The sequence below is a fragment of the Rectinema subterraneum genome (assembly GCA_009768935.1).
Classification (GTDB): domain Bacteria; phylum Spirochaetota; class Spirochaetia; order Treponematales; family Rectinemataceae; genus Rectinema; species Rectinema subterraneum.
Genome location: WESA01000009.1, coordinates 43,898 through 64,886, shown reverse-complemented (window position 1 = coordinate 64,886; position 20,989 = coordinate 43,898). Strand labels below are relative to the sequence as shown.

18 protein-coding genes are annotated in these 20,989 nt (G+C 53.9%); 4 read left to right on the top strand and 14 right to left on the bottom strand.

Features of this window, described 5'->3' with window-relative positions; all coding sequences use genetic code 11:
• Positions 1–1,017, top strand: a 1,017-nt coding sequence (locus GAP13_RS04290) for a hypothetical protein (protein WP_158906534.1), incomplete at its 5' end; no start/stop codon positions are given.
• Between the two features lie 36 nt (positions 1,018–1,053).
• Here the strand turns inward: GAP13_RS04290 and pgsW are convergent.
• From pgsW to GAP13_RS04250, 8 genes are all read right to left on the bottom strand, one after another.
• Entirely contained in the window at positions 1,054–2,106 is a 1,053-nt protein-coding gene (gene pgsW / locus GAP13_RS04285) for a poly-gamma-glutamate system protein (RefSeq protein ID WP_158906532.1), read from the bottom strand.
• 21 nt (positions 2,107–2,127) lie between these two features.
• Entirely contained in the window at positions 2,128–2,559 is a 432-nt protein-coding gene (gene pgsC, locus GAP13_RS04280; RefSeq protein WP_158906530.1) for a poly-gamma-glutamate biosynthesis protein PgsC, read from the bottom strand.
• A complete protein-coding gene (gene pgsB / locus GAP13_RS04275; protein ID WP_158906528.1) occupies positions 2,559–3,905 on the bottom strand; it encodes a poly-gamma-glutamate synthase PgsB in 1,347 nt (448 codons plus the stop codon). Before pgsB ends, pgsC begins: the two co-directional genes overlap by 1 nt.
• 58 nt (positions 3,906–3,963) lie before the next feature.
• Entirely contained in the window at positions 3,964–4,548 is a 585-nt protein-coding gene (locus GAP13_RS04270; RefSeq protein WP_158906526.1) for a hypothetical protein, read from the bottom strand.
• A gap of 70 nt (positions 4,549–4,618) precedes the next feature.
• On the bottom strand, positions 4,619–5,782 hold the full coding sequence (locus GAP13_RS04265) for a M14 family metallopeptidase (RefSeq protein ID WP_158906524.1): 1,164 nt from the start codon (positions 5,780–5,782) through the stop codon (positions 4,619–4,621).
• Positions 5,779–6,360 carry a DUF6305 family protein gene (locus GAP13_RS04260; protein ID WP_158906522.1) on the bottom strand — a complete coding sequence of 194 codons (582 nt, stop codon included), beginning with the start codon at positions 6,358–6,360 and terminating at the stop codon, positions 5,779–5,781. Before GAP13_RS04260 ends, GAP13_RS04265 begins: the two co-directional genes overlap by 4 nt.
• Positions 6,361–6,454: 94 nt before the next feature.
• Positions 6,455–8,149: a gamma-glutamyltransferase gene (gene ggt / locus GAP13_RS04255; protein ID WP_158906520.1), complete on the bottom strand. Its 1,695-nt coding sequence runs from the start codon at positions 8,147–8,149 to the stop codon at positions 6,455–6,457.
• Positions 8,150–8,184: 35 nt separating this feature from the next.
• Positions 8,185–9,228: a succinylglutamate desuccinylase/aspartoacylase family protein gene (locus tag GAP13_RS04250; protein ID WP_158906518.1), complete on the bottom strand. Its 1,044-nt coding sequence runs from the start codon at positions 9,226–9,228 to the stop codon at positions 8,185–8,187.
• A 205-nt stretch (positions 9,229–9,433) separates the two neighbouring features.
• On the opposite strand from GAP13_RS04250, the gene GAP13_RS04245 reads away from it, so the two are divergent.
• Positions 9,434–11,986, top strand: coding sequence for an FAD-dependent oxidoreductase (locus tag GAP13_RS04245; RefSeq protein WP_158906516.1), 2,553 nt, complete (start codon positions 9,434–9,436; stop codon positions 11,984–11,986).
• An 89-nt stretch (positions 11,987–12,075) separates the two neighbouring features.
• On the opposite strand, the gene gpmA is transcribed toward GAP13_RS04245, so the two are convergent.
• The 6 genes from gpmA to GAP13_RS04215 form a co-directional block, all read right to left on the bottom strand.
• Positions 12,076–12,822 (bottom strand): 2,3-diphosphoglycerate-dependent phosphoglycerate mutase, encoded by a 747-nt coding sequence (gene gpmA / locus GAP13_RS04240; protein ID WP_158906514.1) that lies wholly within the window; start codon positions 12,820–12,822, stop codon positions 12,076–12,078.
• A gap of 71 nt (positions 12,823–12,893) precedes the next feature.
• Positions 12,894–13,388, bottom strand: coding sequence for a DUF6672 family protein (locus tag GAP13_RS04235; protein ID WP_186338820.1), 495 nt, complete (start codon positions 13,386–13,388; stop codon positions 12,894–12,896).
• Positions 13,385–14,545: an ABC transporter permease subunit gene (locus tag GAP13_RS04230; protein WP_158906512.1), complete on the bottom strand. Its 1,161-nt coding sequence runs from the start codon at positions 14,543–14,545 to the stop codon at positions 13,385–13,387. The genes GAP13_RS04235 and GAP13_RS04230 overlap by 4 nt, the downstream gene beginning before the upstream one ends.
• Complete coding sequence (locus GAP13_RS04225; RefSeq protein ID WP_158906510.1) at positions 14,542–15,585, bottom strand: ABC transporter permease subunit; 1,044 nt, start codon at positions 15,583–15,585, stop codon at positions 14,542–14,544. Before GAP13_RS04225 ends, GAP13_RS04230 begins: the two co-directional genes overlap by 4 nt.
• Positions 15,578–17,176: a sugar ABC transporter ATP-binding protein gene (locus GAP13_RS04220; RefSeq protein ID WP_158906508.1), complete on the bottom strand. Its 1,599-nt coding sequence runs from the start codon at positions 17,174–17,176 to the stop codon at positions 15,578–15,580. The genes GAP13_RS04225 and GAP13_RS04220 overlap by 8 nt, the downstream gene beginning before the upstream one ends.
• A 144-nt stretch (positions 17,177–17,320) precedes the next feature.
• The gene (locus GAP13_RS04215) at positions 17,321–18,523 is read right to left on the bottom strand and encodes a DUF3798 domain-containing protein (RefSeq protein ID WP_158906506.1); all 1,203 of its coding nucleotides are present in this window, start codon (positions 18,521–18,523) and stop codon (positions 17,321–17,323) included.
• A 145-nt stretch (positions 18,524–18,668) separates the two neighbouring features.
• Between GAP13_RS04215 and GAP13_RS04210 the strand changes: the two genes are divergently transcribed.
• Both GAP13_RS04210 and GAP13_RS04205 read left to right on the top strand, forming a co-directional pair.
• Complete coding sequence (locus GAP13_RS04210; protein WP_222126144.1) at positions 18,669–20,123, top strand: adenylate/guanylate cyclase domain-containing protein; 1,455 nt, start codon at positions 18,669–18,671, stop codon at positions 20,121–20,123.
• Between the two features lie 76 nt (positions 20,124–20,199).
• Complete coding sequence (locus GAP13_RS04205) at positions 20,200–20,973, top strand: hypothetical protein (protein ID WP_222126143.1); 774 nt, start codon at positions 20,200–20,202, stop codon at positions 20,971–20,973.
• Positions 20,974–20,989: the final 16 nt, after the last annotated feature.

Genomic DNA, 20,989 nt, shown 5'->3' with positions numbered 1-20,989 from the left:
GTCCAGCGCTTCCGCTGCCAAGCCTGCGGCAAGTACTTCTCTACCCAGACCTTCAGCCTCGATTACTTCGCCAAGCGCAGACTCTCCTATCCCCAGATCGAAACCCTGCTCAGCTCTTCCATGAGCATTCGCGCACTCTCACGATTCTTCTCTGCTTCGTGCGGCACCATCCAGAACCGTATCGACCGACTCGCCCGTCAAGCCATCGCACTCCAGAGCCTGCTCCGTCCCCATGCCAATCCCTATGAATCCGTCTGCATCGATGGCTTTGTCTCCTTCGATGTCTCTCAGTACTTCCCCAACAACATCACCCTCGCCGTCACCGCCGATTCTCAATTCTTCCTTGCCGCTACCCATGCCACCCTGCGCCGTTCCGGCAACACCACCGAGGCTCAAAAGCAACGAATGTCCCTGCTCTATCGTGCGTGTACCTTTGAGCCTCGGAGCATCGAACGCTCATTCCGGGAGCTCCTCGATCGCCTTGCCCAGGAACGCATGCCCCAGCTTTGGCAGCCTCTCATCCTCATCACCGACGAAAAAAAGGAATATCGCAGAGCGCTGTATAGCCATCCGCTCTTTCGCTTTCAGAATGCAGACCATCGACTGGTGCATCTGACCGTGCACTCCACCGAACCGCGCACCTGGTACAATCCCCTCTTCAGCGCCAACTACATGGATCGCGAGCTCAGAAAGGATCAAGCAGCCCATAGGCGTGAAACCGCCTGCTTTTCCCGCAATGTCGCCAATATGCTCAATCGGTTCTGCGTCTACATGGCCTGGCACAACTACGCAAAGCCCTTCCGGATCAAAGCGAACCGAAAGGCGCGTATGACCCATGCAGAAGCTGCAGGCATACCTCGCAAGCTTGTGGCCACGGGGCGCTCATGGATGTTCCGTGAACGGGCATTCGTAAGTAGGCTCTCGCTCGATCTGCTGGATCAGAAGCTCTGGAAGCGCGCATTCTCGACCCCTCTCAAAACCTCTGCGGAGTATCTGCCTCGCTATGCGCTTGCGTGAGTTTTCTCCTACCTGCCTTCTGCAAGGTTCGTAACACTATGCAAGTGCTGCGCTTGCAAGAACAAGGCCGAGAATAAGGAGCCACTCTAGCTTTTTTCGGGAGTAAGTGACGTCTGCTGGCAGGGGCGCGAATGGATTGCTATCGATCGGGATGCCGCTCTGGAGGGCCAGCCCCTTGATGTTCAAAAGGTGGATGACGGGGATGCCGCGGGAAAGGTAATATCCGACGAGGCCGCCGAGCTTGGACTGGCGGCCTACGGAGGGCAGAATAAGTCCTGGCTTAAGCTTGAGCGAATCAGTATCGCCGCCGAAATTGACATCAGCACCACCAATATTCACAAATGCCTTGATCGGGCCGGCTTGTTGATAGGTGCGCAGATGGAGCGCAATCGATTCCTCGAGATTATTGCCCTTTATGAAAGGAACCTGAAGGCGCGCGGCAATATCGTGCGCATAGCGGGCAAGCTCGTCGCTCGGTTCGAGCCGATAGAGCGATGAAATACCCTGGTCAGCATCACTGCCGGGTGAAATTGCGGCCGGCATGAAAGGCCAGATGCCGGCATCCCTGCATGCAGCTACCATTTCTGCGTTGCTCAAGCCCTCTATATTCGCTCCATACTCCGAAGCACCGATAGACGTAATGATCACGGGCTCAACGCCCGTTTCTGCGCATGCCGAGAGCACAGCGAGCAGAATGCCAGGGAAAGACCCCGAAGAGCCGACCGCGATTCTGTCGCCCGGCCTCAGCCCCAGCTCGTAGAAATAGCGCACCACAAGCGCTGCAAATGCTGTGGTTGTGGTCGTGCGCTTTGCAACGATATCTCCGACAGTCGTAGTCAGGAAGCTCGATTCGGCCCCGATAAGGCCTGTTCGGTAGGGATCGAGGTTTGGATCTATGGCGATGCCCAAGGCAACCCTGCGGGCTGCAATTGCAGCTTCGGCACGCGTCATGCGATCTGCAGCGCCCTGCATTCGGCTAAAGGCTGGATGCTCCACCTGCTTCGAGAAGACTTCAGCTAGCACGAGCGAAGCGGCAAGAATAGAAACCACAAGGCCGACGCGCCACATTGTCTGCCGTTCTTTCATCATGCGCTGCTCATCCCTAACAACTCAATGTGCTATCAAAAGCAGCACAGCCCGCGTCGCCAGTGTGACAGCAAGGCTCGCAAGCAAGGTCTTAGCCGGCCCTTGCTTCCATGTGTCATTCGCGATCAACCCTGGCACCACATAGCCAATCGCCCGCAAGTCCGAACCGCTGGGAGGAAGCATGCCAGTCATCATATCCAGAAGCGCCCCCGCACAAATTCCCGCGAGAATAAATGCCATAAAACGCCGGCGCCCAAACAGAATCGTCACGCGGGCAAGCAGCTTTACAGCGAGAAAGGCCAACGCCGCTGCCGCATAGGTCATCACAATCCGCAACGGCTGGTCGACATAGAGCGCGAGGTACCCTGGTACTACAAGTCCGCCTGTGAGCCAGCCGGTAAGCTCACTGAAAACGAATCCCAAGACTATCGAGATGATGATTGATGTGCCTGCCATCAGGTTCGCTCCCTTCTTGCAGCTTGTTTTTCCGCCTTCGCCTCTTTGGCCGCCCTTGCCGCCGACGCCCCTGCAGCAGCTCTTGCCGCCATCGCCGAAAATCCTTCCGTCAGCGCCATGCCAGCTCCTTTGATATTGCCCGTCAGCAAAATACCAATTCGGGCTGCTTTTTGGGCTGCTTGCGCAGGCACGTGAGCAGTCGCTTGCGGAGGCACGTGAGCAGTCGCTTGCGGAGCTGCTTGCGGGACGTGGCTTTCAATCTGCGCAAAAAGATATTCCGGATCTGCGCTGTCCAGCACAAGAAATGGAAGAGCAAGGCCGCTTTTTGCGATGCGCCTTTTGGTAAGTGCACGGGGAGCTCCAATAACACATACGAGATCGGCCCCGATCGGGCGAACAAGCGACAGCACCTGGTCCAAGCGCCACGGCCGATCTTCGCGATGGTTGTACACAAGCACCTTCACATCGATTTGGTGCGCCGCCACATCGAAGTGGCTTTCTGCACTGTGCCAGAGCGCTAGCGTCGACTCAGCGTCGTTGGCGGCAAATCCATTGATGATGCGAAAGGTTTTCCCTTTCCACTCCAGGTCGAGAGTTGGCCACACGCCAGGATCAGGCGCTGCATCGAGCATACCCTGCAGTGCAATTTCGCGCGGTACACCGCACGCTGCGCATGCCGCCAGTGCCAATGCCAGATTCTCTGCAAACATTGGATATGCAAAACGAGCGCAATAGCCTTCGATTTCCGGCCCCGGAGCAACAGTCTCCAGCGCCGCCCCGCGTTCAGTAGCCCGCTTGCGAATAATAGCCAGCAATTCGGGCTCCTTCGGAATTCCGACGAACAGCTTGCCATTCCGGGGAATGGTCAGAGACAAACATCCAGCTATCGATGCAAGGTTTTGCCCCATGGTGTCTTCGTGGTCCAGCCGGACATTGGTAATAATGCCTATCGTTGATTGAGAGAGCGCATTTTCAACTACAGAAAGGGTGTCGGGACGGATTGCCATGCACTCGGCGACCATAGCCTGAGCGCGCGCTTTCTGCGCCATGTGTGCAAACCAGGCATGCTCCATGATGGTCGCCTGGCCTTTTCGATGGATTGGTTGCTCGCTGCCATCGGGCAAAACAAGGCGCGCCGCAGAACCCGTTGTTTTCGCAATTGTAGTGATCCCGCCCGCTCGAAGCCCAGCTGCAATAAGCCGCGTGACTGTCGATTTGCCGCGTGTGCCATTAACGAGAATGCGATGCAGCACGCATGACAAATCGTGCTCAACGGCACGCCGTTCTATAATGCCAGCAACTGCAAGGCTCCCAAAGGCCGCAGCAGCAGCAATCGCTTGGATCAATCGCGTAATCTCCTCAAGTCAGACACTCATTCTATAATTCGGCCAGCGGAGGGTAAAGTCAGGATGGATAGGGCACTGCAACAATAAAGAGCCTTTGCCCAGCCTGAACCTTGGGCGGCGTGCATACAAGCGGATTTCCGCTTATCATCTCGATCCAGCCCGAGGTATTTTTTAATGAATGATAGGTACAGCGTTCTTCATGGGGGCTTTTGAGGCGATCTTCAAAGCGCGCCCTAAAGCCAGCACCAAAGCAGTCTTCAATATAATAGCTTACAAACCATCGGCGATGCTCAACACGGTGAGGCAGGCTCAGTACAAGCTGGTCCTGAGCTCCTTCGAGTCCTGCACCTGCAACAGGCCGCACGGTCTGTTTCGCGGTCCAGCCATCGCTTTCGTTCGATTCTGTGCTATCTGCTCGTATAATAATGAGATCCCGCTCTCTACTAGAAAAAAATGCTACCCCATGTCTGATCGCCCACGACGGGGCATGGAGAACTTGGCAATCATTTTTTGCAAGTGCGCTCGTTCGCGCGGTCTCGAATATCCATGAAGGCATGCGTAGATCATTGCATTTTCCTAGGGCAAGAAAGCTATCGAGCACGTCGTCTGGCGAAATAACTGGAACAATGTTATTTGGAGGCATATTCACGAGCCCCTTGGTTTGCATGCATAACAGTCCAGCCTCATATAGTCCAGCTCCACATAACTCAGCCTCAAGGCGCAGCCCCAGATAATGGAGCCTTAAGCCAAGCCTCCACTTCCAAGACAGAAGCAGGCAGCCCTTCGATATTAACTGAAATACCCAGGGATACTCCCGCGTTGGCCATGAGCGCTTGCACAGCCCATAAATGTGCGTAGACTCTTTCGGCCAGCGGCGACTTGGCGTTATTGAACTGGTCAACTGCCGGATCGTCCGATGGCTGCGCAGGATTGAATGTCTCGACCAGGAATGCGTGGATGCCGAGTTTCCCCCATTCCCAATGCGAGTAGCCTGCAAATTCGGGCTTGGATTCTTCGAGCCTGAACGATTTGCCTGCTGTCTCTTCCAAATCGAGAACAGCAAGCGCTGCTTCATCCAGAGACTCAGGGCGAGTTACAATCGAATAGCCAAGATTGGAGCCTGCGCTTGCCTCATGCAAATCGATGGCGATGGAAATGTTCTCTTTTTTGAGCAACGAGGTTATGGCAAAGGCCAGGCGTGCAGTCATTGAGCTATCGGTTGAGCCCGGATATTCGCGGTTAAGGTTGCGCATTTCCTGCCCAGCTAGAGCTGGAAAACCTGCGGGGGCCGCGGGAGGCGAAAATAAGGGTGGATCAGACACAGTTTCATACGCGAGGTTCGAAAGCCGCGCGCCATAGCGGAAGGTTCTCGAGATACCGGGGATTGCCTGCAATATTCGCGGCGACTGGGGATTCTGCAACGACCATGTTGCCCCTGCAGCATTGGCCCGCGGCATCACAAAAAGCTTCGCCCCATGCACCCTGCCTTTTTCTATGAGCCAATATGCTGCCAGAATGCCGGCTATTTCGTTTTCATGAGTCCCTGCACAGACAAAAAGAGCGGGTTGTAATAGTTCGCCTTCGGTATGATTTGCCCCTTCCGGATGAAGAACACCATCCGCCTGCCCTGCTTCATCTGCGAACTCGAACACAGGCGTATCAAACGCAGTTCCTGCAAGGCCGGAATCGAGGTCGGAAAGCAGGAAAATTCGCGCTACTCCCGGCCCAGGTCGAACTTCTAAAAGAACAATGGAAAGCCCAATTGCGGGTTGCTCCCTCTTCTGCGAACCCTGCTGGCCAAACGCCTGCGCTATGCACAGGACAAAAAGAGCCGCAACAGCCAGAGCAACCGCCAGGCCTCGCTTATTATAATTCACTTTGCCATCAAGCCCTTGAGCACATTGCCCGCCTCTGCAATGCTTGGCACCATAACAAGAGGAACCTTCTCTTTTGCACACAAATCAGTAAAGAATCCGTCGTTATTGCCGCCTTCGACAACTATTGCCACATCTGCATGCGGCACACAGAGCGCAATAATAGCATTCGACGATTCGCCTCGCCTGGCTGTACCGCCTGTATGCATAGCAATTATCCGCATGTGCTCGCTCTTTGCCAGAGCCAGCACAGCTTTGACGCGCTCCGTCTCCTGCTCTATGGAAAGCCCCGCCGCGCCGAGCCCTTTGTTCGATGCACCCAGAACGAGCACAAGGGTCTTTGCACCGCTCACTGCCTGCGGCTTTGCAGCAATATCATAGCCAAAATTCAACTTGAGCCGCGTATTAACAAGAACCTTGACAATTGCCGCATCTGAAGTCTGCCCAGCCGAAGTGATAAATCCGGGAGCTTCAAAAATGCCCGCCAATTGCGGAGGAATAAGCGCTGCAGTCTGCGCGCTCGTGCTTCCAAAACCCAAAACAAACAACAGAGTCAATATAAAATACACTGTACGTTTCATTCTGATGATCCTTTTTCCGCAGCAATTCCGGCATAAAACAGGGCACGCACCTCGCTGCGGCACGTGCACCTGCATATTCTTCCGCTATTCAGCTCTAGAATCCGAACACCGCTCCATCGCGGCGCGGATCGGCGCCACCATGCATGATGCCTGTCTCAAGATCGACCACAATTGCCTGAGCTCCACCAAAGAAAAGATCGAAATCAGGGTATTCCTTTATGCTATACCCAATAGACTTGAGCCAATCCTGAGTTTCTTTCGGAACTCGTGCCTCGATAGAAAGATTTTTTTCGGTATCTCTTGCATAGAAGCGCGGAGATTCAATTGCTTCTTGCACTCCCATGTGGTAATCGAGCAAATTCACCGCAAGGATCACCATTGTGGAGATGATGCGCCCAGCTCCTGGCGTTCCCATTGTCACAAAAGGCCTGCCATCTTGTGCAATAATAGTCGGCGCTATGGTCGTCCGCATACGCTTACCCGGCGCATAAGAATTAGGCCCTTTCGAAGACCAGTTCTGCATTTCGTTGTTGAGAATAATACCAGTTCCTGGCACTGCCACGCAGGCACCCCAGAAACTGGAAATCGTCTGCGTAAGAGCAACCATATTGCCATTTTTATCCACTACGGATAAATGCGTAGTCGATGGGTGCTCGGGCGGCGTGCCAGCTTTGACAGCTGGCGTCATTTTTGCAGGATCGATTTCTTTGACACGCTGACGCGCATATTCCTTGTCGAGCAATCCCGCAACCGGCACCTTTGTATAGGCAGGGTCGCCGATAAACGCAGAGTTATCTGCAAAGCCGCGCTTCATCGCCTCGGCCATGAGGTGCACATTGCGCGGCGACAAAGGCTGCTCTGACGCTAGATCGAAATTTTCGAGAATATTGAGCATTTCGATAACCGACAGCCCACCAACAGGGGGAGGCGCTGAAATGATTTCATACCCGCGATATGTGCCACGCACAGGCTCGCGCTCGATTGCCGTATACGCAGCCAAATCTGCTTTTGTGATATAGCCGCCATTTTTAGCCATATCCTCAGCAATCGCATCGGCTATTTCTCCTTTATAGAACACATCGGGGCCGCCAGCAGCTATCTTTTCAAGCGTTGTGGCCAGATCAGGATTCCTGATTATTTGACCGGCTTCGAGGGGCAGGCCCTCGGGAGCAAGAATGGCTAGCAGCGCATCATTTTTCGAGATTGGATCGAAACGGTCCTTGATTGTAGATGCAAGAGTGTCGCTCACAATAAAGCCATTGCGGGCATAGCGGATTGCGGGGGCCATTACCTGGGCAAGACTCATCGTGCCATATTTTTCGAGCGCAAGGCAGAGACCTGCGACCGTCCCTGGCACAGCAACAGAGACATGCCCGTCCGGTGGGAATTTGACCTTGGACATATCAGCCAGCGGCGCCATGGAGCGATAGTCGATCGATGTAGTCACTTTCTTGTCGGCCAGATAGATTACCATCATTCCTTCCCCGCCCAGGCCGGTCGCATTCGGCTCGACAACGCCGAGGGCAAATGCGCTTGCCACAGCAGCATCGACTGCGTTGCCGCCAGCCATGAGAATCTCGAGCCCTGCAGCCGATGCAAGCGGCTGCGCCGAGGCGACCATGCCGTTGCGTGCTGTTACCTCTGGCTTTATGGTATCAGCTGCAAAAACTGAAGGCGAAAGTACAAAAAACAATAGCCCGATTGCCAGAAGAATCTTCGAAAAGCCTCCTAGCCATCGATGCTGATTGCCAGTACTTTCCCGTTCACCATGCATTTTGGTTTTCATCATGCAACCTCCTGTCATTGGTATTTTCAGTATTTCTTTCATTTTAGAAACGAGCCGACCCCTTGTCTGGCGATATTCTCCCATTCAGACCATCTCGTAAAGGTCGCTTTTTTGCCTTCTGGTGCATCAGCGTTCCATGCATCGAGAATAGCTTGTATGCTCGCCAAATGGGTTGCCACACGAACAGAGAGTGGATATGCAGAATCTTCAGCTGGGTCGGCGCTATCCAGCGATTGGGCAGGATTCGGCGTCTCTATAAGGAATGCGCATGCCTGCGTTTCATCTCCCCACTCGCGATGAGAAAGGCCGTAGAAGCTCTCACTTGATGGCTCCAGCTTCATTTTTATTCCTTCCAGTTCAAGGCTGAGCACCGCCATCGCGCCCATATCCAGATTTTTCGGATTGGCAACAATCATGTTTGCCAACCTCGATTCAGGCCCAGCTTCATGCAAATCGAAAGCCACATCGACATGTTCCTGCTTCAGAAGCTGCATGACTGCCCATGCGAGGCGCTCTGTCAAAGTTCCATCGGGCTTTCCCGGATAAACCCGATTGAGATTGCGCGATTCCTGCCCTTCGAGGCGCTCGTTGCTCTTGGGATGAATGTACTGCTCCGGATCTGGAGTGCCCTGATGAACTCTGTTGGTATAGCGTGCTCCATATTTGAAAAAGCGCGTACCAGAAGGCGTTCGGATAGCAATCCAAGCGGGCAATTGAGTACTCTCGGTCCATGTCGATGCTGAATTGTTGAGATTCGGAATAATCAGGAGCCTTCCTGTTTGTGGTACTGCCGATTCAACAAGAAGCACCGCAGTCAAAATACCTGCGATTTCATTTGCATGAGTACCGCCGGCAACAAATACTGTTGCGCCCGGTTTTCCGCTGTCGAGAATAAAAACTCGTGTATCAGCAGGTGTCCCCGCCAGTGGCGAAAACCACTCGGAAAGCCATGCAATCTTTGTGACGGCGGGATCTGGCCGGACATCATGCAGAATTGTCGATGCGCCTTGCGCTGGAAGACCTGCTGCGGCTACCAGCAGCAAAACAACCATAACCAGCGCTTTCGAATACCTTTTCCTCATCGGATAGCTTCCTCCTGCTGTCAGGTTGTACTGTAGCGCCCTCTTTCGCAGGACGCAAGACAAAATGCCCGAATTTCGCACTATCAAATACTTGCAAAGCGCCTCCTGAATTTCATGCAATGATCAACCGCCGAGGTTTAGCCACTTGCCATATAGATATGTTTATATTAATATATTTTTATACATCAATATTCAGGAGCTTGTTATGGCCAGATATGTAATCGTTGGCGGAGTTGCTGGCGGCGCCTCGACCGCTGCTAGGCTTCGCCGTATGGACGAGCGTGCAGAAATTGTCATGTTTGAACGCGGCTCGCATATAAGTTATGCAAATTGCGGTCTGCCTTATTATGCTGGCGAAACGATAAAGGAGCGCGAGCGGCTTTTTGTCATGACGCCGGAAAAATTCAAGGCTTGGCTTAATGTCGATGTGCGTGTGCGCACCGAGGTTGAGGCAATTGATCGCGGTGCTAAATCCGTTCGTGTTCGCGAGCTCGATAGTGGCCGCGAATATTCGCTCACCTATGATGCGCTCGTGCTCTCGCCAGGAAGCGAGCCGATCCGTCCGCCACTGCCAGGCATTGATGATCCGCGAATTTTCACGCTTCGGTCCGTAAGCGATATCGACCAGATCAAAAGCTTTATCGACGAACATAGGCCGGAGCGGACGATTGTTGTCGGAGGTGGCTTCATTGGCCTTGAGATGGCAGAAAACCTCCATACACGTGGCTCTTTTGTCACCATTGTCGAAGCGCTCGATCAGGTTATGAATCCTCTCGATTTCGAAATGGCTGCCATTGTTCACCAGCACCTCAAGCAGAAAAATGTCGAGCTCTATCTCAGCTCCGCGGTTGCACGCTTCGAAAAGGCTGGCTCGCGCGCTGTCGTTGTGCTTGCCGATAGCACACGGCTCGATGCCGACATGGTTGTGCTTTCCATCGGTGTACGGCCTGAGACAGCCTTTGCAAAACAGGCTGGCATCGAGACCGCTCCGAACGGAGCTATTCTTGTCAACGAAAACCTTCAGACGAATGACCCTTCAATCTATGCTCTCGGCGATGCCATTGCATTCCCGCACCCCATTCTTGGCATGGCCATGCCGATTCCTCTTGCAGGCCCTGCCAACAAACAGGCGCGCATCGTAGCGGACAATATCGTCAAAGGCGCAGGAACGCGCAGATGGAGCGGCGCAATCGGCACATCGATTGCCAAAGTTTTCGATATCACCGCTGCAGCAGCGGGCGTCGCTGAAAAGCTTCTCAAAAAGAATAATATCCCTTGCATGTCGATAATCACGCATGGATCCAGCCACGCAAGTTACTATCCCGGAGCCCAGCCGCTCACCATCAAGACAGTTTTTGCTCCGGATGGAACCTTGCTCGGTGCACAAGTAGTCGGCTACGACGGAGTCGACAAGCGCATCGATCTAATTGCTGACTATATTCGCCGCAAGGCAAAAGTGACTGAGCTGGGCGAGATTGAGCACGCCTATGCGCCGCCATTCTCCAGCGCAAAGGATCCGGTCAATATCGCAGGCATGACCGCCGAAAATGTGCTCACGCGCTTGAGCCGCCATGCGGCCTGGTCAGAAGTCGCGGTTCTGAAAGGAAATGGAGCTTATATTCTCGATGTGCGCACGGAAGAGGAATTCCAGCTTGGCGCAATTCCGGGCGCTGTGAACATTCCGCTCGACAATCTTCGCACAAGGCTTTCCGAAGTGCCCCGCGACCGCGCAGTCCTTGTCTATTGCGGCGTCGGACTTCGCGGTTACCTTGCGGAGCGCATTATGCGCCAGAACGGCTGGACTGAAGTATTTAACCTTTCGGGCGGTTACAAAACATGGGAGCTGGCCAGCGAGCCTCAGTCTCATAAAGGCGTCTACAAGCCAGGCCTCGCCGCGATTCAGTCTGCAAGCGCGAAAGGCGCCCAGGAACTTTTGCATACAACATTTGCCGAAGGCTCGGGGATGCCAGAGTCTATAGCTGCCAAACGCCAGGCTATTGTCCAGATCGATGCATGTGGTTTGCAGTGCCCGGGCCCCATCATGCGCCTCAAAACCGAAATCGACCGCCTCCCTGAGGGCGGGCGTGTCGTTATCAGCGCAACCGACCCTGGATTTGTCCGCGACGCGGCTTCCTGGTGCAATGTCACTGGAAACCTCCTTATTTCCATGGAGGAATCCAAGGGTGTCTATACTGCGATGATAGAAAAAGCTGTCAAGCAATCAGCCATGGCAGCCGCGACCGGCATGGCCGCATCACAGGGTGGTGCGCCGATCGTGCAATATTCGCCCAAAGGCGCCAGCATCATTGTCTTCTCCAATGATTTTGACAGGGCACTCGCAAGCTTTGTCCTCGCAAATGGTGCAGCGGCAGCGGGCAAAGATGTCACCATGTTCTTCACTTTCTGGGGACTCTCGGTGATCCGCAAGCCCGATGCGCCTCGCGTTGCCAAGGACTTTATGGGCAAGATGTTCGGTATGATGCTGCCAAAGCATGCTGGAGTTCTGTCCCTCTCTAAAATGAATTTTGGCGGCTTAGGCCAGCTCATGATGAAAGCACGCATGAAAGCCAAGCGCGTCGACATGCTCGAATCCATGATCGCGCAGGCGAGACAAGCCGGCGTGCGCCTCGTTGCGTGCCAGATGTCCATGGACATTATGGGCGTCAAGCGTGAGGAACTTATGGAAGGAGTAGAAATCGGCGGCGTTGCCACCTACATGGATGCGGCTTCGCAATCCGGTGTCAATCTATTTATTTAGCAAGCCCGAATATCGAGAGGAAAAAATTAAACGGCTCCCAAATAAAAAGCCATCCATTTCCACGGGTGGCTTTTTGTTTGCGCACTCGTCTACTTCGCCTTGCCCTGATTCGCGACCGCTTCTGCTGCAGCCTTGACTGCTTCTTCATCACCCAGATAATAATGCCGCGCAGGCGTAAGCATATCGTCAAGTTCATAGACGAGCGGAATTCCTGTCGGGATATTGAGATCTGCGATATCCTCGTCGCTGATGCGGTCAAGATATTTCACCAGCGCTCGAAGCGAATTGCCGTGCGCGACAATGATGACACGCGCGCCTTTTTGTACATCGCCCGATATTTCGTTATGCCACAATGGCATAAATCGTGCAATGGTGTCCTTGAGGCTTTCAGCCCGCGGCAGCTCTGAAGGATCGAGCCCTGCATAGCGTCTGTCCTTCCCCGGAAAACGCGGATCGTCGAGCGCAAGTTCGGGCGGCCGGATATCGTAGCTGCGGCGCCATACATGCACTTGCTCCTCGCCGTATTTTTTGGCTGTTTCTGCTTTGTTGAGGCCCTGGAGCGCCCCATAGTGCCGCTCGTTGAGGCGCCATTCTTTTCGCACCGGGATCCACTGCATGTCCAGCTCATCCAGGATGAAATTGAGCGTGCGGATGGAGCGTTTCAGCACCGATGTGTAGGCGATATCGAATTGAAAACCCGCATTTTTCAATGCCTTGCCGCTCTCCTTCGCTTCGCTGACTCCTTTGTCGGTCAGGTCCACATCTGTCCAGCCGGTAAAGCGGTTCTCTTTGTTCCATTCGCTTTCGCCATGGCGAACAAGCACGAGTGTATGCATGACTATTTCCCTCGAAATAGAGCGCAGGGGGCAGCTCAGGCCCCCAAATTTGCAGCACTATTTCATGCTCATTACGGCGTTGGCGGCACCTGCTCCACTTCCATCGGCTGCGCAGGCCCAATGCTCTGGAAGCTCGTCTCGCCGGCTGGCGGGCCAGATTCCTGGGCTTCCTGGATCTGCTCGGCCATGGTGAATGGCTCGATCCAGGGCTCGACGCCAGCTATCAGTTTAGGCACCGAAATAATCATCACATCGCTCCACAAGGGCACTTTGAACTCTTTTTCGATGGTTTTGTTGTCATCGAAAATGGTCACCTTGATTTTGTGCGTTTGCCCCTGAACCATGGCTTTGTCGCGGTCACCCGGATAATATTCCGATGATTCCTGGCGGTCTATTGCCACTTCCATGCCATTGATCGCGCTGTAGGAACCGTCAGCGGCATCCTTGTTGTCGATGAGGATGGTATGCCGCCTTCCTGTCATGATCATGAGCACCATGAGCAATACATAGATAACGAGCAGACCGCCGCGAATCGCGAGGCGACGGGTTTTTGTGGTGCCGTTCATGCCTGCCCTCCGTTCCCTGCCGCGCCATTCGCGCCATTTTTGACCGCGCTGACTTTTGTTGAGCCGTTCGTTCCTCCGCGCAAGCCAAGGCGGGCATCCGCTGCCGCTTTTCTCGTCCTCCATGCATAGAGCACAAGCGAGAGCGCAATGACGCCATACCCGATAAACTGGCGGAAATACTCGCCGATCATCGCCGAACCGAACAGCTTTTGCCCCGCAAGCGGCGACACGACAAACATCGAATGCAAGAGCGTGACGCCAATAAACACGTTCGCGATGCTCGCATGCGTAACTGACGCGCCTCCAACCAGAATCGCTGCAACCGCAAAGAATCCAGTCTGGTCATGCGCATTGTAGGTTGCCAGGTTGCCCATATTCTGAAGGAATATTATCTGCCCTGCACACGCCAGCACGGTCGAAATGATAATCGCAATAATGCGGGTCTTTTCGACAGGAATACCAGCAGCTTCCGCCACTACCATATCCTGCCCGACTGCACGCATATCCTGCCCGAGCTTCGTTTTCTTGAACCACACGATGAAAATGCACAGCAGCGCAATGATGATGAAGGTCACAACCGGAACCGCGTAGCCGCCCACTCGCAGAACAAGAATATTGTCAAGCGACTGCCGCACCGATTCGAGGTTGAGGGTGTTGCGTATTCCGTACCCGCGCGACAGCACGATCGCCCGGTTGCCCATCGGAATGACCGAACCCAGCATATACATGACAAAGAATTGGTAAATACCATTGATAAAGAACGCGAGGATGTAGCCTGTCACCATCTCGCGGCCCTTGGCCCTATTCATGACAAGCCCGCATATCCACCCCAAGAACACCGAGATAGGCAGCCCAACCAGCAGGGCAAACAGAAGCCCATGCCAGTTCGAAATACCGAAATTCACCGCAAATATAAGGCCAACCTGCCCTGCCATCGCTCCAAGCGTCATGCCGAAGTTCAAGCCCATGCCTGCGTAAATCGGCAACAGCAGCGCGAGCACAAGGAACGAATTCCGCCCCAGCCTTGTGATAATCTCCTGAAGGATGTATTTGATCGAAAGCCCTGACGGCGGAATCGCCGCCACCGTGATCATCACAAAAATGATAACGACCGCATACTGCGAAAAGAATTTGACGAATTTTTTCTGTGCGCTCATTTTGACACCTTTATCTTGCGCGTGAGCGCGTAGAGAATCATACCGTTCGAGACGATAATCCGTATGACTTCCGACATGTCGGTCTGCAAGAGTGAATTGATCACCGAGGGCGTCATAGTCAAGAGCCCCTGGAACAGAATTGTTCCAACCAGCACGTTCACCATGCTCGCCTTGTTGATGCTCGCCCCGCCTATCAGAATCGCTGCGACCGCGGGGAAGACCATCGGGCTTGGCGCCGTGTACAGCTGAATGAACCCGAAACTCTGCTCGTAGACGATAATGCCAACCGCCCCGAGGAAGGTCGATATGATAATGGAAATCGTCCGCATTTTATCGACATCGACACCTGAAGCACGCGCAAAATCCGGATTGGAACCGACCGCCGTCATCGCAGTGCCCGTCTTGCTACGCAAGAATAGCCACATCAAAAAGGCAAACAGCCCGACAAACAGCAGAAGCCCCGTCGGAAAGACAAAGAATTGGCCTATCCGTATCGCGAGGAAATTGTTCAGTATCTTGAGCCAATACCCTTCCACCGTGATCGTGGTGCGCAAGCCCTTGCCGGCATATCCCCACACCATTGTCGGATTATTGTAGGGCAGTATCAGCCACATGATGCACATGAACATGATGAAGGAGAACCCGACATACATGGCGATCGTCATCTCCTCGCCCTTTACCTTGTTCAAAAGCTTGGCGTAGAACCATCCAAGCACAAGCGCGAAGGGCGCGGCGAGCGCAATAGCTCCCAAAAATCCCAAAATGCCATGCAACTGGAACTGCAAAGAGAGCGTCGCCCCCAAAAGCCCCGACACAATCCCGAGCGCGAGCCCGAAGTTCAGCCCGCAGCCCGACTGGATCATCGGCACCATCGCCAGCACCATAATCGCATTCTGCCCGAAGCGGTTCAGCACGTCGGAAATCGACGCATCCAGTCGCACGCGGACAAATGGCGCCATAATGAAAAGGAATATCAAAAAGAAGAAAATGATGATGCGCGGCCAGCCGAAATCCTCGATGAATGTCTTGAGATTACGCATTGACGGCCTCCATGGCTGCGCCTGACATGAGCAGGCCGAATTCTGAAATATCCGCCGTCGGCGGCAGAATACCCGCGATCCTGCCCTCATCGACGATCGCAATGCGGTCGCAGATCGAGCGCAGCTCCTCGAGCTCACTCGAAACCATCACGATGGTCGTGCCGAAGTCGCGGTTATAGTGATGCAGCGTATCAAGGACGAGTTTTTTAGCGCCTACATCGATACCCCGCGTCGGCTCCGAGACGAAAAGAAGGCTCGGCTTTATCGCAAATGCTTTTGCGAGGCAGATTTTTTGCTGGTTGCCTCCCGAAAGCTCCTTGGCTTTTTGTTTTGTGCTTGTGCATTTGATATCCAGAAGGCTGACGTATTCCTTGCAGAGATCCTCCATCGCACGCTCGTCGCGCTGTGAAAAGAGGCCGCCCAGCACTTTTTTAAGGTACTGCCTGTGCACCTGCATCGCCGTAAAAGCGATATTCCATTCAAGGCTCTCGTCGAGAAGCAGTCCTACTCCACGCCTGTCTTCCGAAACAAAGCCCATGCCCATCGCGAGCGCCTTTGCCGGCGCGTTAAGCGGCACTGTATTTCCCTCAAGAATTACCTCGCCGCCTGCAGGAAAGAGGCCCATAATGCCATTGGGGATACCGAGCTTGCCCTGTCCCGCAAGCCCACCAATGCCGAAAATTTCGCCTTTATGGACATCGAACGAAACATCGCGAACCGTTTCGCCCGGCATATCGACCCACAAGTGGTGAACCTTGAGCGCAATATCCGAAAATTTCCTGCCTTCCGAACGCGCGCCAGTTTCGCCCAGCGAACGGCCAACCATCCACGATGCAATATCGCGCATGCTGACATGTTCGTTCGGCGTATCCTTGACCACATGGCCATCGCGCAGCACCACAATGCGATTTGCAATAGCCAGCACTTCCTGAAGCCTGTGGGATATGAAAATAATCGCGATGCCTTCCGATGCGAGGCGCTTCAGGGTCTGCAAGAGCACCTCTGCCTCTGATTCGGTGAGCACCGCCGTAGGTTCGTCGAGTATAAGAATGCGCGTCTGCTCCCTGTCTATCTCGCGGGCGATTTCAGTGAATTGCTTGTGACCAACCGGCATTTCCGATACCAGCATGTCCGGGTCGAGCTCGATGCCCAGTTTGCCGATGGCCTTTTCCGCACGCTCGCGCATTTTGTCGCGCAAAAGAATGCTCATTCGATCGCCGAACACATCGTTGAGGATGCTGGGGCGCATCGATTCACGGTTGAGGACGATATTTTCGGTTGTCGTAAAGCCAGGGATAAGACTGAATTCCTGGTGCACCATGCCAAGGCCCGCGTCCAACGCATCGAAGGGACTGGAAAAATGAACTTCTGAGCCCCCGATTATCACGCTGCCCTGGAAACCACCAGTTTCGGCTATGACCGGCATGCCGAATAAAATACGCATGAGTGTGGTTTTGCCCGCTCCATTCTCTCCGACAAGGCCTAAAATCTCGCCTTCGCGAAGATCGAAGCTCACATCATGCAAAACGACGTTTCCGTAGAAATCCTTGGAAACATGCTGAATGGAAAGAAGAGGGCTTCCGTTCGCCATAAGTGTTCCATATTATTGACGGATTTGCGAAAAAATGGCCCGTATCCCGACAACGCCTGAATACGGGCCGGAATGTTGCCGGCTGGTTCAGCCGGTTTTGTTCTGCTCATCGAAAGCCGCGCGATCACACGCGGCCAGCAATCATCAGTTGTGCATCTTGATGGTGTAGTACTTCTCGGGCACCTTCTGCTGCGTGGTCGGCAAGAATCCCTTTCCGAACACATAGGTATCCATGTAGATAAGGATCTGGTTCTTTGCGCGTACACCAGTTCCCATATCGACATAGTAGGCGCCGTTCCACTTGGCTCCCGGCGTATATTTGCCGAGCGAATCGAACACGTCTTTCATGCTGTCTTTTTTGGCCTTACCTTCAATGACTCTCTTGGCAAATTCACCAAGACCAGCGGTAAGGGTATAGCCATAGGAAAATGCCCAGGTGCCAAAGCGGCCAGCGCCGCCCTTTGCGATAACTGCTGCTTCAACCTTCTTGAGGATTGCGGGGAAATCGCCTGCTTCCTTGGAGAGATCGAGGCCCAGTGCGCCAGGATAGCCCATGAGCGGGGACGGAAGGTCAGCTTCGACAAAGATGCCGCCATACGCAAACAACTGCTTGAGAAGCGGCTCGGTATGCGCATCGTTGGTGCAGAAGAACGCGGTGTTCTTGCCATATTTCTGGATCCACTGCGGGACTTTCTCGAGGATAAACTGCTGGGCGCCAGCGACACCAACGTCAGACGTCGGGTCCGGAGCGGTCTCGAAGTAGAAGTTCAGGCCGAGATCCTTGCACGCCTGTTCCATAATCGCGCGGCGGCGGCCGAGCGATTCATAGCTCATATGGCGAGGGAAGGAAATATGCACAAAGTTCTTTGCGCCGAGCTGCTTGGCTGCCCAGATAATGGTGTAGCCACGAGATACAAAGTCGGCAGAGAGTGCAAGGTCAGCAGCGCCCTGGATAACGAGCGGGTCTTCGTGCGGCTCGCCAGAGAGAAGGAGAATGTCCGGTCTCTTGGCGCGCACGCGCTTGAACGCCTCAGCGGTGCCGGGAATGGACTGGTTGATGACAATCGCTTTCATGAGCGGATCGTCAGCCAGTGCCACGACTGAAGAAATGAACGTTTCCTGCTGGGACATAAAATCATCAGGATACGTAATGTGCTGGATCATGCCGCCATCTTTGACGCTGCCATATTCCTTGATCAGCTGCTCGGCACCGCGCAGGTCGTCCTCAGACTGGGAGACCGTACCGGTTACCACACCGATGTGGAATTTGGCCTTGGCCTGCGCGAATACATCCGCACCGACCACGAGGAAGGCGAGCACGAGCACGACTGCTACGAGCTTTTTCATAGAACCTCCTTTGAAATAGATGATGCAGAATTATTGTACACCTTAATGTGCAGCCGTCAAGTATTGTGTTTTTTTATTGAGAACTCGGCTGGCACAAGCTTGGAAGCACTATCGGAATAACCCGCCGGCTGGATTCTGGGCGCAGATGGCACAAGCTTCGGAGCACTATCGGGACTTTCCACCAGCCCGCATGGACGCTACAATAGAACCGATGCAATTTTCCCGAAAACGCTTTGCGGACGAGCTGTATTACTATTCGAACCAGTTTGTTCTCTTTTTTGTCATGATTATCTCGCTGACGTCGGGATCATGGCAGAATGCCATTGTCACTTCGCTCATTGTGTTGCTGTTCATGCTCGTTCAGACAGGCCTCCTTACCGTCCAGGGGCATATTCCTGTCCTGCGGCTTCTATATTCATTCATCACGCCTGCGGGATATTCAATTCTGCGTGCAACGCTCTCGGATATCGCATTTACAGAGACCGCAACCATGCTCCTTTGGGGAGCTTCGGTGTACATCGCGGTGTTCCAGACGCTCTCGCTCGTGCTGCGAAGGCCCTTCCTGAAAAGGCTCACAGAGACTGCGCTTTCGGTGGGCTCAGCGCTTATTTTCATTCTGTTTTATGCATACCTCGATTTGCGCATTTCGGTGACGGGAGCATTTTCGCGCGGGGAGATCGATTCAGAAGCGATGATACAGGCGCTTCGGATTCAGTCTTTTCCTTCGGTGTTTGACAAGTTCATCCGGGCGCCGCAGCATCTTTTTGCATTATTTGGAGTTATTTCATTCGATTTCATGCTTCTGGTAGCTCGCATGCGCGCGATTACGCTGCAGCAGCGGCTTACGCAACTTTTGGAAATGCCTAAGGAAGCTCAGCGAATTCTCGCTGCTTCACATACAGAAGCTGAAAGCGAAGGCCAAAGCAAAGAACCTGAATCGCACACAATTTCTGAGCCAGTGGCCCAGAGTGCAGCAAGTACTTTGAGTACTGCGAATTCGCCTGAACTTTCGGGGCTGCCGCTCCAGTCGCCGACTTCGCTGTCTGTAACCGTAGTTTCATCAGATATCGTCGGCTTTACCGATCTTTCCGAACAACTTGGTCGAACCGCAGCGACCACACTCCTCAATCGTTATTACGCAATCTGGACACATTGTGCAGGCAGTTTTGGCGGGCGAATCGCATCGCTCTCTGCCGATACTGTCGTGATTATTTTTGGCCTTGTCGATTCCGATCGAAGCGCTGATCGCGCTCTGAATGCCACGTATGCATTCCTGGAAGAGCTGGAAGGACTGAGAGAAGACATGGTTGTGCAATCGCTCCCCAGTGACATAAAAATTTCGGTCGGCATCCATGCAGGGTTTGTGACCGCCGCGCTGCTCGGGCCGCCTGGTCAGCAGAAAATGAGTTTCTATGGCGACACCATTGCGGTTGCCGCGCGCCTCGATTCGCTGTGTCGCGAATTCCATCAGAATTTGCTTGTCAGTCACGCAGCATACAGGCGTCTTACGCTGGAAAGCCAGGTGACGCTCGAACGCTTCAGCGAAGTGCTGCTCCGCAAGAGCACACGCCCGATGCCGCTGTATGCAAAAAAACCATAGTGTGGAGAAAATAATGAATTTAAGAAGGAACAATCTGTCTGGGAAGAGTCGCGCCCGGATATCTGAGAATGCGCATTTGCAAAGCAGAGCATCGCACAAGATCGACGCATTGGTGTCTTTCGCTGCCCTGCTTGTTGTGGTGGCGGCTACGGCCACCGCTATCCTGTTTGTTTCGTGCTCAGGAAGCCTTGATGCAACGCTGAAAACCGATGGATCGGTACGCGCCGCGGTCCGTCTGGATGTGCCTGACGCCCTGAGCGGTCGCGTGCGGCAATTTGTAGGCTTGGGCTCGAGAGAGCCTTTGTTCAACACTGAGGCAGTGCGCAATCAATTCCTTGGGCGAACAAGCATTATGCTTGTCGATGCATCGACACCCAGCCCGGAAGTGCTCACGTCGGTTGTGTGGGTGCCGAATATCGATGCACTCATCGCAGACACTTCGCTCGTGCCGCAGGGGATGATTCAATTTCGCAAAATTCCAGCACAGGGGTCTGCACCTGCCATGCGAGAGCTTTCGGTGAGCCTTTCGCGCGAGAATGCGCCGTATATGCTGAAATTGTTCCCGGGCGTGGATAAGCGGATTGTCGAAAGCCTGAGCCCTCCGGCGCTGGAGCCCGATCCTGTGTCCGCTGCCGAATACAGGCTCAATCTTGAACAGGTTATTATAGGGAAAAAATACATGGCTGCTTTCGATGCATGCGCGGTAGATATCGTCATTACCGTTCCGAGAGCGATTGCGGCAGCGGCGGGCGGCAGTTTCTCTGGGCCCATATTCCGTGCAAAGCTGCCTCTTTTTGATTTGCTGACGCTGGAAAAACCGATTGTGTTTTCGGTTCGCTGGCCGGAATAGCTGACGGCCTTTTTTG

Coding starts and splice junctions, on each gene's coding strand:
- pgsW (WP_158906532.1), bottom strand. CDS start 2,106: ATGATGAAAGAACGGCAGACAATGTGGCGCGTCGGCCTTGTGGTTTCT.
- pgsC (WP_158906530.1), bottom strand. CDS start 2,559: ATGGCAGGCACATCAATCATCATCTCGATAGTCTTGGGATTCGTTTTC.
- GAP13_RS04270 (WP_158906526.1), bottom strand. CDS start 4,548: ATGCCTCCAAATAACATTGTTCCAGTTATTTCGCCAGACGACGTGCTC.
- GAP13_RS04260 (WP_158906522.1), bottom strand. CDS start 6,360: ATGAAACGTACAGTGTATTTTATATTGACTCTGTTGTTTGTTTTGGGT.
- ggt (WP_158906520.1), bottom strand. CDS start 8,149: ATGATGAAAACCAAAATGCATGGTGAACGGGAAAGTACTGGCAATCAG.
- GAP13_RS04250 (WP_158906518.1), bottom strand. CDS start 9,228: ATGAGGAAAAGGTATTCGAAAGCGCTGGTTATGGTTGTTTTGCTGCTG.
- GAP13_RS04245 (WP_158906516.1), top strand. CDS start 9,434: ATGGCCAGATATGTAATCGTTGGCGGAGTTGCTGGCGGCGCCTCGACC.
- gpmA (WP_158906514.1), bottom strand. CDS start 12,822: ATGCATACACTCGTGCTTGTTCGCCATGGCGAAAGCGAATGGAACAAA.
- GAP13_RS04235 (WP_186338820.1), bottom strand. CDS start 13,388: ATGAACGGCACCACAAAAACCCGTCGCCTCGCGATTCGCGGCGGTCTG.
- GAP13_RS04230 (WP_158906512.1), bottom strand. CDS start 14,545: ATGAGCGCACAGAAAAAATTCGTCAAATTCTTTTCGCAGTATGCGGTC.
- GAP13_RS04225 (WP_158906510.1), bottom strand. CDS start 15,585: ATGCGTAATCTCAAGACATTCATCGAGGATTTCGGCTGGCCGCGCATC.
- GAP13_RS04220 (WP_158906508.1), bottom strand. CDS start 17,176: ATGGCGAACGGAAGCCCTCTTCTTTCCATTCAGCATGTTTCCAAGGAT.
- GAP13_RS04215 (WP_158906506.1), bottom strand. CDS start 18,523: ATGAAAAAGCTCGTAGCAGTCGTGCTCGTGCTCGCCTTCCTCGTGGTC.
- GAP13_RS04210 (WP_222126144.1), top strand. CDS start 18,669: ATGGCACAAGCTTCGGAGCACTATCGGGACTTTCCACCAGCCCGCATG.